Origin of the sequence: Sulfitobacter sp. 15WGC, assembly GCF_005068605.1 — a bacterium.
GTDB lineage: Bacteria > Pseudomonadota > Alphaproteobacteria > Rhodobacterales > Rhodobacteraceae > Sulfitobacter > Sulfitobacter faviae.
In genome coordinates, this window is record NZ_SZNL01000026.1 from 1 (window position 1) to 12030 (window position 12030).

Here is a 12030-nt window from a genome sequence, read left to right on the forward strand (position 1 = left end):
AATCATGTTCGGTAGGCTTAAGGATTGGAGGCGTGTCGCGACCCGTTATGACCGTTGCCCTAAGGTGTTTCTCTCTGCCATCGCGCTCGCGGCTCTCGTCATTTATTGGTTATGAATCCTGACCCTAGGTCTTCCAACGCTGCGCCACAATCTCCAGATGGGCCTCTACCGCCTCTTCGATATTGTCAAAATAACGCAGGCTGCCTTCGGCCAGAACGATGCCGGTGTCGCAAATCTCACGCACCTGCCCCATGTCATGACTGACTAGGATCGCGCTTGAGACCTTCATCCGCTCGCGAAAGACCTCTTGGCTCTTTTTGCGAAATGCCGCATCGCCCACGGCGGTGACCTCATCCACCAGATAGGTGTCAAATCGAATGCCCATAGAGGTACCAAAGGCCAGACGCGACTTCATACCTGATGAATAGCTGCGAACCGGCATATAAAAGTGCTTTCCAATTTCAGCGAAGTCCTCAACGAAATCGACCAGCGCATCGGTGTCGACCCCATAGATACGTGCCACGAACCGCACGTTCTGCGCGCCTGTCAAATCTGGGTGAAAAGAGCCACCGAACCCCACCGGCCAAGAGATGGATCCGTTAGAGACTACCTGCCCGCTGTCAGGGCGCAACGTACCTGCGATGATCTGCAATAAGGTCGATTTCCCGGCCCCGTTGCGCCCCAAAAGCGCCAGAGAATGGCCCGTAGGCAATTCCATGTTGAGATTGTCGATCACCACCTTACGCATGCCGCGCACCCGGTAGCTTTTGGTCAGATTCTCGAACCGGATCACGTCGCCCCCTGCCCGCTCAACTGCGGTCGCGGATCGAGTAATAGACCAGAACGATCACCGACCAGCTGAGCAACAAAAACAGCCCAACCACCCCAGCAATGGTGAAACGCTGAGGGAATTCACTTGTTTGTGCGAGAGTTGGGGTCACATAGGTGGCCAAATACCGGCTCTGACGAGCGGCTTTGGTCCGCGCCAAGTCTAGGGCAGCAAGCGAAGCGCGATAGGTTCCTTCAGCGAACTCACGATCCACCATCAAGCTTTCAAATTCCGCGATCAAACTGGGGTAATCTTCCCCCACAGCGCCATTTTCGGTGGTATCGCTGACAACGGTGCGCCGTTCATCGAAGATACGGTCACGGATCACCTCGATCCGACGCCGCGCCTGGACCAATCGGGGGTCGCCGTCACTGGTGGTCTCGCGCAGCAGGTCTAGTTCGATCAGTGCCTCGGCCAGCTGTTGCTGTAGGTTGTTCATCACCCCCATGCGACCTTGGATATCGGCCTCTGGGTCAACGATCTGGGTGCGAGTGCGGAAAGCGGTCAGGGTTTCGCGCGCAGCCTTCAGCCGAAGCACAGCCTCTTCCAAGTCTTCACGGGCATAGCGCATCGCATCTTCACGCGCTTGATTGTTCAGCGCGTTGATCATCGATTGGCTTTCTGCCAAGATTGCCTGAGCAATGGCCTGCGCCATCTCTGGATCAAAAGCCAGAACCCGCACTTCGATCAATCCAGACGATTGCGAGATGCGCACGATCCGCTGCCAGTAGGATTCAAGATCCTCGATGCTTGGATCGGGCCAGAGCGCGAAGGCCGGATCTTTTTCCCACAGAGCCGAATAATGCCCGCGAAGGTCAAGCTGCGTATCGACCGCCTGAATAAGAGCCTGACTTTGGATGAACTCATAGAGGATATCACTGTCGGCAGATGCTGTGGAGCCGGTGAGAGCTGCAAGCCCCCCAAGAAGCTCTGACGCGCCGCCGCCTTCTTCTTGGCGCACGGTGAAACCTGTGACGGAACTATATTGGTCTACCGCCACCAACCACATATAGAGCACGACTGCCATAAGGGGCATCATTACGATCAGTAGGAAAGATCCGAACAACCCCCAGTGGCGACGTTTCATCGTAGCGGGCGGCACCGTGGCATTGATCTTAGGTTTGGACACTGCAGGTTTCGCGACCTCAGAGTTTTCTTGAGGTGCGGGCTTGATGGGCTTCTGGGGCTCGGACGCGGGCTTTGCAGCACCGGGAGAGGCGTCATTCATGAAGGGTCATCCGGCCAAAGTCAGTTTGAATTCCAACTGTTACTCTTACATAATAGGATCTTGGATTACCAGCATAGGATGCGTCCGCGCCATGTCTCTTCCCGCCCAGCAACCCGGCCCCGGCAGCGGCGTGAACCGGCGCTTTGCTACGTTGCGCGCCGTGATGGCGCTAATGATCCGTGAGATGGCAACACGCTATGGCCGCTCCCCCGGCGGCTATGCCTGGGCATTGTTGGAACCGTTAGGCGGGGTGATTATCCTGTCGGTCGGGATGTCGATGATCGTACGCACCCCGGCGTTGGGCAACAGTTTCGTATTGTTCTTTGCAACCGGCTTCCTGCCATTCCAAGTATATCAAAACCTGTCAAACAACGTGGCGCGCAGCATCAACTTCTCACGCACGTTGCTATTTTATCCTGCGGTCACTTGGGTCGATGCCGTGATCGCGCGTTTCGTGCTAAACACGCTCACCGATGTGTTGGTCATGTTGATTTTGATCACCGGTATTCTGAGCGTCATCGACACCAGCATCTTGCTCGACATCGGCCCAATCTTAATGTCCTTAGGATTGGCGATCTTGGTCGGCTTGGGCATAGGTATGTTGAACTGCGTGATCTTCGGCCTGTTTCCGGTTTGGATGCAGGTCTGGTCCATCGTTACCCGGCCGCTTTTTCTTATTTCGGGAGTCATCTTTCTCTATGACGACATGCCAACCTTTGCCCAAGATATCCTGTGGTACAACCCGCTTGTTCATGTCACCGGACTGATGCGGCAGGGCTTTTACCCGACTTATCGCGGGGACTATATCAGTGAGGTCTATGTGCTCACAGTCGCGCTGATCTGTTTGTTTTTAGGGGTCGTGCTAATGGGGCGACACCACCGCGATATTCTCAACAACGGCTAAGGCGCCAAGGGCAGCTAGCTTCCGTCCGCCCAGGCCTTTACCCGCTCATGGCTGACCTTCGTGCGCTGCAACAACCCATCGCGCAGCGCACGGACAAACAGCCCCAAATAGCGGCAGCGCGCGCCCTCGTAATAGCGCAGTTTAAGAAACCATTTCAGGGAGATCAGCGGCAGGATCAGCCAGAACAGCCAGCCCGCGGCCAGACGGTACACCATCACCAAGTTGCGCGTGTAATAATAGACCTTCCACAGAGGCGTGATCCGGGGTGTATCTTCACCGATGGAGCTGAAATCATGCTCAAAGCGTAGCCCCGGATCAAAAAGGATCTCTCCCCCTGCTTGGCGCAACTTTAGCGTGTATAGAACATCGTCCCCGTAAATAAATAACGACCCATCCGGATAGCCGACCCGCGCAATGGCCGCGGGGGAGACGAACAGCCCAACGAAAGACGCGCCATCAATGGAAGTGGGACTTTCAGCCTCATACTCAGCCCGGCCAATGTGAAAACCATTGCGTCCGCCTCCAGTAACCGTCCGGCGTAAAACGGCAGGGTTCCAAAACGGATTAACCGAAGGCCGGTTCATATCGCAGATACGCCCATCGGGATGGTAGACCGCTGCGGCCCAGGCTTCGGCCTTGCTTCTGTTATGCGCGTGAAACGTCTCTAATGCTGAACGGTCTGGCCGTGCATCATCATCCATAACCAGTACCCAATCCGGGTCAAACTGCGATATGGCCTGCCGCATCCCGGCTTCAAAACCGCCGGCACCACCAAGGTTTGTTGCGCAGCGCAATACCTCCAATCGCGGATCTGTTTGAGTGGCAAGCCAGTCGCGTGTGTCATCTGTCGAGGCGTTGTCTACCACCAGTACCACGTCCAAATACTCAGGTGCAGTGGCCAAAAGCCGAGGCAAAGTCACCTGCAACTGGGCCAACCGATTAAAGGTAACCACCACCGCGACCACGCGCCCTGCCCCTTGCTGCTCTACTGTCACACCACTGTCCATCTTCGCTGCCTTGACCGTTTTGCTAGGGGCGCAAAGGTCACAACAACAATCACTTGTCAAACCTTGTCCATGTCAGGGTGACGCGTGGCGCTTTCCTGTGGCAAAAGAAACCGAATTTTACTTACAAGGTGCGCCATGCAGATCGAGAAGACCACCCTGCCCGGGGTATTGATCTTGACCCCTGCACGCCATGGTGATGCGCGTGGCTTTTTCAGTGAAAGCTGGAATGCACAAACCATGGCCGACGCCGGGCTGGATTATGAATTTGTGCAAGACAATCACTCGCTCTCTGAAACGGCGGGCACCCTACGCGGATTGCATTTCCAGACCCCGCCCCATGCGCAGGCCAAACTGGTGCGCTGTGGACGCGGGGCGCTTTTCGATGTGGCGGTAGATATCCGTCACGGCTCACCCAGCTTTGGTCGATGGGTCGGGGTCGATCTTAGCTTTGTGAATGGCCGGCAATTATTGATCCCTGCAGGATTCCTGCATGGGTTCGTGACCCGTGAGCCAATGACCGAGATTGTCTATAAATGCAGCGATACCTATGCGCCGGACTGCGACGCGGCGGTGCGATGGGATGATCCTGACATCGGCATTGATTGGGGACTGGGCGATCGTCCTCCGATCCTGTCAGACAAGGATGCAAAAGCGCCGCGGCTGACCGAGTTAGAGCCACATTTCCACTGGGAGGGCGGGGTATGAAAATTCTCGTAACCGGCGGGGCCGGATTCATCGGCTCTGCTGTGGTACGCCGCGCAATGGCGCAAGGGCATGAGGTGGTGAACCTCGATGCGCTGACCTATGCTGCTTGTCTGGACAATGTAGCCGATGTGGCCGCCCTGCACGGCTATATCTTTGAAAAAGCCGACATCCGCGATGCCGCAACGCTCGCCCGGATATTCGCGGATCATGCTCCAGATGCAGTGTTGCACCTGGCCGCGGAAAGCCATGTTGACCGCTCCATTGACGGGCCGGGCGCTTTCATCGACACGAATGTGACCGGCACCTACCATCTGCTTGAAGCCGCCCGCGCCTATTGGCTGCGCAAGGACCGCTGCGAAACATTTCGGTTTCACCATGTCTCGACCGATGAAGTTTTCGGGTCGCTCGGCGCTGAGGGTTTGTTCACCGAAGAGACGGCCTATGCGCCAAATAGCCCCTATTCAGCTTCCAAAGCCGCCTCAGATCATCTTGTTCGCGCGTGGGGAGAGACCTATGGGCTACCGGTGCTGCTGAGCAATTGTTCCAACAACTATGGCCCCTACCATTTTCCCGAAAAGCTGATCCCGGTGGTGATCCTTAACGCGCTCGCGAGCAAACCGATACCGATCTATGGCGCGGGCGAGAATGTGCGTGATTGGCTCTATGTCGAAGACCACGCCGAGGCGCTGTTGACGGTGCTGCAAAAGGGCACGGTGGGACGCAGCTATAACATTGGCGGCAATGCCGAGGCGCGCAACATCGATCTGGTGCGGATGATTTGCAGTCTACTGGATGAGATGCGCCCGGCAGAACACCCTTATGAGAAGTTGATCACCTACGTCGAAGACCGCCCCGGCCATGACGCACGCTATGCCATTGACGCCAGTCGCATCCGCGACGAACTGGGCTGGCAACCCTCGGTCACTTTGGCAGAAGGATTGCGCCGGACGGTCCGCTGGTACCTCGATAACACTGAGTGGTGGCAAGCGTTGCAGGCCCGAGATGGTGTTGGCCAAAGGCTGGGCCGGGTATGAGTTTGTTGGTTTTCGGACGCACAGGGCAGTTGGCTTTGGCGCTGCAAAAGATTGCCCAAGATGCCACGTTCCTCGGACGGGAGGGCGCTGATCTCAGTTCTCCCACCGCCTGTATCGAAGCGATCCACACCGCCCGCCCCTCTGCTGTAATCAATGCTGCGGCTTATACGGCCGTAGACCGCGCCGAAGAGGAAGAGGCGCTGGCCCATATCGTCAATGGCGATGCCCCCGGTGCCATGGCTCAAGCCTGTGCCGAACTGGATATCCCCTTTCTCCATGTCTCTACCGAGTATGTTTTCGACGGCAGTGGAACACGACCCTGGCAGCCCAGCGATGAAATCGCTCCCCTAAATGCCTATGGGCGAAGCAAAGCAGCAGGTGAAGCCGAGGTGCGTGCAGCGGGGGGGCATCATGCGATACTGCGGACCTCTTGGGTGTTTTCCGCTACAGGAAACAATTTTGTCACCACCATGCTGCGCCTTTCCGAAGCCCGAAATGCGTTGAACGTTGTCGATGATCAGATCGGCGGCCCCACACCGGCACTGGCAATCGCCGAAGCACTGTTGCAGATGGCAGGCGCCATGGTAGCGGGACAGGACGGAGGCACTTATCACTTTGCAGGGCATCCAGCGACCTCGTGGAAATGTTTCGCGCGCGAAACATTTTCCTGTGCGAAACAGGTTATGGAAGTGACTGGAATTCCCACATCAGAGTACCCAACACTGGCGGAAAGGCCGCTAAATTCCCGGCTTGACTGCGCAAGTTTAGAAACTGATTTCGGCATTACACTACCAGATTGGCGTGCGGCGCTGCAAGATATCGTGGAGAAACTGACATGAGCGCACGCAAAGGCATTCTGCTGGCTGGCGGATCTGGAACAAGGCTCTATCCCATCACCATGGGCATCTCGAAACAGTTGCTGCCGATCTATGATAAACCGATGATCTACTATCCCCTGTCAGTGCTGATGCTGGCGGGCATCCGTGAAATCGCAGTGATCACCACGCCGCAAGATGCCGATCAGTTCAAACGCAGCTTGCGCGACGGTGCACAATGGGGGCTAAATCTTACCTACATCGAACAACCCAGCCCCGACGGTTTGGCGCAGGCCTATCTGTTAGCCGAAGATTTCCTAAACGGCGCGCCTTCGGCTATGGTGCTGGGCGACAACATCTTCTTTGGTCATGGCCTGCCTGAAGCGCTTGCCGCAGCCGATGCGCAGCAGACCGGCGGGACCGTCTTTGGCTACCGCGTCGCCGATCCTGAACGATATGGTGTGGTAGATTTTGACTCTGATGGAAAAGTGCGCGCGATTGTCGAAAAGCCTGCCGTGCCCCCCTCCCATTACGCGGTAACCGGGCTCTATTTTCTTGATGGCAGCGCGCCTGTTCGGGCTCGTGACGTTACCTCTTCGGCGCGGGGGGAGTTGGAGATCACCTCGCTTTTGGAAATGTATCTTGCCGACGATGCGCTCTCGGTTCAACAGATGGGCCGTGGCTTTGCATGGCTTGATACTGGCACCCATGGCAGCCTGCTGGACGCAGGTAATTTTGTGCGGACACTTTCGGAACGGCAGGGGCTTCAAGTGGGCAGCCCCGAAGAGATCGCCTTCGGCAAAGGTTGGATCGGTGCCGAAGACCTGCGCGCCCGGGCCGAGACTTTTGCAAAGAACAGCTACGGCGATTACCTTTTAGGTCTGCTAAAATAGACCAAATGTTTCGCGCGCGAAACATTTTTAGAGTCTAAATTTAATCTCTAACGCTGAGATTTCAGCCAGTAGAGTAAGCGGTGCCGCAGCTCTGGCGTCAGATTATCACCCGAGATCTCAATGCGTTTGTCTTTTCCATGATCGCGCAGGGTCAAACCGGGGCGAATTTCAGTCTCTGTATAGACCGTAGCGTTAGTCTTGGCTTTCGGCACCTTCGCTTCTTTTTCTGGGGTAAGGGCCTGGGCAATCACCGCCTGTTCTGTTTGTGCATCCGTCACCTCTGCCTCCTGCAAAAGCTTGGTCAGCCGGGCTGCGAAACCGGCATCTTCTTCAAGAAACTTGCCCAATTGCAGCCCCATGCGTTCGCCCAAAGCCTGTGGGAAACGCAACACGCCATCGAGCTGACGAACCACTGGAAGAAAAGACCGGATCTTGGATCGCTTGGCGCGAGATGCTGCGCGAAACAGGCTCAACAGGGCAGCTTTGTCACTGTCGTAGACCCCTTCGTCCGCAGCTTTGGCGGCGATGCGGGCGCGCTCAAAATAGCTTAGCCCAACACGGATCTCGTTTTCCTCGACCATTGCCAGATAGGCGTCAGAAGCTTCGGCTGGCTTGCGCAGCAGGGCCAATACCTGACGTGTCTCCCCGCCCTCGCTGTTAAGCCGCATCAGCGCCTGACACCGTCGCCAGCCAGAAATCAGCCCATAGGAGCCACCACCAAGATCCGCTACTTCGATCGGGGTTTGCTGGCCTCTATCACGGAGAGACGCGATCAGAGCCTGCATATCTTCGTCATCTGCAACAACGCGGTCGCGGACGAGGTAATCCATCTTAACCTGTGCCAGATCCAGCATGGCGATCATTCGGCCAGAGCTTCGAGCATTGGCCAGTTCATCGCTCATCTGCGCCAGTGCGGAGGTGGCGGATGCCTCTAAGGCGACATCCGCGATGGGCGCACGTAGCGTGGCGGGGCCAAGCGGTGACATGGATTTTGTCTCGGGCGCGGCACCAAGATAGGCGGGGTTGGCGGGGGTTAGACGTTTGCGCTTGGCCATAGGGTGGCTCCTTGTGACGGGACGCCGGCACTCTGGCGGCGCGGGCTGAACGAAGGATTAGGGCGGCGTTCGTTGTAACGAGCGCGGTAGGGCAGGGCGCTGAAATGTTTCGCGCGCGAAACATTTTGGAGCAGTTCGCTCATTCCGCTGCCTCGCGTGCGGCAAGCTCATCGCGTCGCCATGCGCCAATCAAAAGCTGTTTGAAAGCGGCATAGGTCGCATCAAAAGTCTCTCGTCCACGCACATAGGTTTCGCGGTTAAAATCGCGGTAGTCGGCTTCATAGATCCCTTGGACCTGCTCATTGGCTTGACCGATCAGGGCCGTGAAATCCTGCCGGTGCGGCGATAGCGTATTGCCCAGATAGGCCTGCATCAGGGCTGCAAGCTCAGCCTGCTGCGCGCCATCAAAACGGGTGACCACGGCCCGCACTGCATCCCACTCAAAATTCAACTCGGCTTGGCCAAGGGCACGAGCGGCCATATTCTCAGCCTCTTCGATTGAGCCAAAGGTCGCATGAAGCATGTCGAAAAACCGACCGGTGGAATCAAACTCAAGAAACGATGCACCAAGCGGCACCAGCAGGATGTTGGCAGCGGCGAGACCGTTAATAGTCAGATAGCCGAGAGCAGGGGGCGTATCGATGAAAATCACATCGTAGCGATCGAGCACGCCGTCGGCCTCGAATGTATCGGTGAGTGCATCCCAAAGTTTCCAGCCTCGCCCCGACATGCGCCAAACAGGAATTTGGAACTCCGCCCAATAGAGGTTCAACTGGGCGCCGATTAGATCAATATTAGGCCAATGGGTTTCCTGGATTAAGCTATTGCTGTGAACCTCCAACGCGTCGCTCAGCGTATCGTCTAACGGCACGGGCGGGTCGCCGCGATCTAGGCGGCGCTGGTTCTCGATCCGTTGGTGGCCTGCGTAGTGGCGCGCCAAAAGCGGGAAGACCGTCTGCCATTCATCCTCTACCTTGCCACCAAAGATCGACGTCATTGACCCTTGGCTGTCGAGGTCGACGACCAGCACCCGGTAGCCATCAAGGGCAGCTGACATGGCCAGATGCGCGGCAGTTGAGGTTTTGCCTACACCACCTTTGAAATTGGCAACGGCAACCATTTTGGCCGGTTGGCCCGCGGGACGGTAGGGCAGGTATTCTTTGGCCTTGGACCCTTCTTGGCCGAAATGCGCGCGCAGGCGCAGCACCTCGTCAAGGGTGAACCATTTGGCACCGCCTTCGGTCTCAGACAGGCCTTGCGGCAGATCGGGATTGTTCTTGAGCACGCGACGGAAATGACCGGTGGCGACGGGGATCAGATAGCGGGTAATTTCCCAGGTGGAAAAACGGCGCAGGCTGCGCGCGCCTGTGGTCTCAAGCCCGCGGCTTTCCAGATCGCTACGCCCTGCTTTGCAGGCTTGGGCGATGGCCTCGAAACTAGCGGTGGTGGTGGCCGCGCCCAAAGCGCTTTGGGCCCTATCAGGATCAATGTTGAAATAGGGGGGCTTGCCCGAAATTTCTGCTGCCATTCTCGCCTCATGTGTGCGGTTTTTGGCAACGTATCATAAAAGCGCTTACATGGAAGGAAAGAGTGGCCTTATGTCGTATTTTCCAAGCAAACCTGAGTTTTTCGAGATCCAGTGGTGAGCCATTGAGAGGCTACAGCCATCTTTTTTACGTTATATATTCGTTAATAATACGTTACAGAGCGATGGCCCTACCGGCAATGCCTTGAGGTCTTTAGTTTTTTTTTGTGATTTCGTTTGGCCGTCCGACTCTGAAACGACGTTGAAATGACTCTGATCCCCCGAAGCTGCGACTCTGATCCCACGTTGGCGGGGGAGGGAACGCTGGACGGGGAATGTGGATAACTTTAGGTTGGGTGTCACTGAAACCCCGAAGAATCGGGGGCAGCAAACGCACCCTTAAACAGGGGCACGAGCAGAGGCAGGGGTGAGCGGCATATGTCCATCGCCCGCAATGAGGCGACAGGCGATGACAGCAGCAGCGGCAGGCGGACCTTTGTCCGCTCCCCGAGGGGCAGGCGATTTCTTTGTCTGCGATATTTTTGATGCCGCGCCCAAGGATGATCTGGGCACGATGGAACATCCGATCTTTTCGCTTTCCACCCGGCCTGACCGTCGCATCCTGAGCTATGCCCATAATGATACGACCGTTGATGTGGTGCCTTCGGTGAAGGGCCGCGCGACGATCCACGACAAAGACATCCTGATTTATTGTGTCAGCCAGTTGATGGCGGGGCTGAATGCAGGTCGCGAGATCTCGCGGCGGCTGACGCTCAAGGCGCATGACCTTTTGGTCGCGACCAACCGCGATACTTCCGGCGATAGCTATGCCCGGCTGCGCGACGCTTTCGAGCGGTTGGCCGGCACAAGGATCACTACGAATATGACCACCGGTGGCATTGAAGTAACCCAAGGCTTTGGTCTGATCGAAAGCTGGGAAATCGCCCGACAAGGCCGGGGTGGACGGATGTTGAGTGTTACCGTGGTGTTGTCGGAATGGCTGTTTCGCGCGGTGATGAACAAATCGGTTCTGACTTTGAATCGCGCTTACTTTGGTCTGCGCAAACCGCTGGAGCGGCGGCTTTATGAATTGGCGCGCAAACATTGTGGCCGCCAACCGGAGTGGCGGATCTCGCTGCCTATACTGCATAAGAAATCCGGCTCCGCCGCTCCGGTGCGGGTGTTTCGCGCAGCGGTGCGCAAGATGATCGCAGAGGGGCTGCCAGATTATGATATCAGTGAAGACCCAGGCGATATTATACTTTTTACGCGTCGCGGCCAAGTGGTGGAGCCGGGTGCGGGAGATGTGCCGCTGCTGAGCTCTGACGCGCTAGCCCAAGCGCGGCTCTTGATGCCGGGAGAGGACGTTCATGCGCTCGAGGCCGAATGGCAGGCGTGGTGGCGCGAAAGCGGCCAACGGCGGCTGGTGGTACCTGATCGCGCATTTCTCGGCTGGGTAGAGACTCGTGCAAAGCGGGGCCGATAAGCGCCAACAGCTTAATAGGGCTCGCGCACAAGCGCGCAACTTACAAAAAAAGTTCCCGAAGCTGGTGAACGCAGCATAAAAATATAGCGATAAAAGCGGAAATCCGCTAATAGGATAGCTATGCGAGCTTTAGTTTCCGCCATAATCGGCGTCATCACTGTGGGGGGGATGATCATTTTTTCGTCAGCCTCCTCTGCTATGTCCGACAAACCCCGCGGGGTCAGTCAGCTGATTTTGCGTTGTGATGCGCCGGTTGATCCCGCGCTTTGCAATGCCGTGGCCAAGGCGTTGCGCGCGGCGCAACCTGCACCGGTAAATATGGGTGTCGTCCCTGCCGGGGCTGGCGATACTGTTTTGGCCCTGCAGATCAGCACCTATACCGCCCATGCGATCTCGGGCCGTTTGTCCCGTGAAACAGGCGGCAATGGCCCGGCCAAAGGTCCTCAACTGGATTTTGACGTGATGGACAGGGGGCTTTCGCCCTCTTTGCTCGCTCAATTTGCCAATGACCTTGTGAAGGCCAGCGGTGCTCTCTTTTCTTCTAACTAG

Annotated in this window: 12 protein-coding genes and 1 pseudogene; 8 read left to right on the top strand and 5 right to left on the bottom strand. The window is 56.8% G+C overall.

Going from position 1 to position 12030, the window contains the following annotated elements:
* Positions 1-115: pseudogene (locus tag FCK22_RS16280) on the top strand (IS5/IS1182 family transposase); the annotation flags it as partial.
* 9 nt (positions 116-124) lie between these two features.
* Here FCK22_RS16280 and FCK22_RS16285 read toward each other — a convergent pair.
* Both FCK22_RS16285 and FCK22_RS16290 read right to left on the bottom strand, forming a co-directional pair.
* Positions 125-793: an ABC transporter ATP-binding protein gene (locus FCK22_RS16285; protein WP_136720622.1), complete on the bottom strand. Its 669-nt coding sequence runs from the start codon at positions 791-793 to the stop codon at positions 125-127.
* A gap of 16 nt (positions 794-809) precedes the next feature.
* Positions 810-2057, bottom strand: a complete 1248-nt coding sequence (locus FCK22_RS16290; protein ID WP_136720623.1) for a sugar transporter — start codon at positions 2055-2057, stop codon at positions 810-812.
* Between the two features lie 91 nt (positions 2058-2148).
* On the opposite strand from FCK22_RS16290, the gene FCK22_RS16295 reads away from it, so the two are divergent.
* Entirely contained in the window at positions 2149-2961 is an 813-nt protein-coding gene (locus FCK22_RS16295) for an ABC transporter permease (RefSeq protein ID WP_136720624.1), read from the top strand.
* A 14-nt stretch (positions 2962-2975) separates the two neighbouring features.
* Here FCK22_RS16295 and FCK22_RS16300 read toward each other — a convergent pair whose 3' ends face one another.
* On the bottom strand, positions 2976-3968 hold the full coding sequence (locus tag FCK22_RS16300) for a glycosyltransferase (RefSeq protein WP_136720625.1): 993 nt from the start codon (positions 3966-3968) through the stop codon (positions 2976-2978).
* A 135-nt stretch (positions 3969-4103) separates the two neighbouring features.
* On the opposite strand from FCK22_RS16300, the gene rfbC reads away from it, so the two are divergent.
* From rfbC to rfbA, 4 genes are read left to right on the top strand one after another with little or no spacing between them, the layout of a single operon-like run.
* Entirely contained in the window at positions 4104-4673 is a 570-nt protein-coding gene (gene rfbC / locus FCK22_RS16305) for a dTDP-4-dehydrorhamnose 3,5-epimerase (RefSeq protein ID WP_136720626.1), read from the top strand.
* Positions 4670-5707: a dTDP-glucose 4,6-dehydratase gene (rfbB, locus tag FCK22_RS16310; RefSeq protein WP_136720627.1), complete on the top strand. Its 1038-nt coding sequence runs from the start codon at positions 4670-4672 to the stop codon at positions 5705-5707. The genes rfbC and rfbB overlap by 4 nt, the downstream gene beginning before the upstream one ends.
* A complete protein-coding gene (rfbD, locus tag FCK22_RS16315; protein ID WP_136720628.1) occupies positions 5704-6546 on the top strand; it encodes a dTDP-4-dehydrorhamnose reductase in 843 nt (280 codons plus the stop codon). Before rfbB ends, rfbD begins: the two co-directional genes overlap by 4 nt.
* Entirely contained in the window at positions 6543-7415 is an 873-nt protein-coding gene (gene rfbA / locus FCK22_RS16320; protein ID WP_136720629.1) for a glucose-1-phosphate thymidylyltransferase RfbA, read from the top strand. Before rfbD ends, rfbA begins: the two co-directional genes overlap by 4 nt.
* Before the next feature lie 47 nt (positions 7416-7462).
* On the opposite strand, the gene FCK22_RS16325 is transcribed toward rfbA, so the two are convergent.
* Both FCK22_RS16325 and FCK22_RS16330 read right to left on the bottom strand, forming a co-directional pair.
* On the bottom strand, positions 7463-8470 hold the full coding sequence (locus tag FCK22_RS16325; RefSeq protein WP_136720630.1) for a ParB N-terminal domain-containing protein: 1008 nt from the start codon (positions 8468-8470) through the stop codon (positions 7463-7465).
* Between the two features lie 139 nt (positions 8471-8609).
* Positions 8610-9998: an AAA family ATPase gene (locus FCK22_RS16330; protein WP_136720631.1), complete on the bottom strand. Its 1389-nt coding sequence runs from the start codon at positions 9996-9998 to the stop codon at positions 8610-8612.
* 466 nt (positions 9999-10464) lie between these two features.
* Between FCK22_RS16330 and FCK22_RS16335 the strand changes: the two genes are divergently transcribed.
* Both FCK22_RS16335 and FCK22_RS16340 read left to right on the top strand, forming a co-directional pair.
* Positions 10465-11481: a replication initiator protein A gene (locus tag FCK22_RS16335; RefSeq protein ID WP_136720632.1), complete on the top strand. Its 1017-nt coding sequence runs from the start codon at positions 10465-10467 to the stop codon at positions 11479-11481.
* Between the two features lie 198 nt (positions 11482-11679).
* Entirely contained in the window at positions 11680-12030 is a 351-nt protein-coding gene (locus tag FCK22_RS16340; protein WP_136720633.1) for a hypothetical protein, read from the top strand.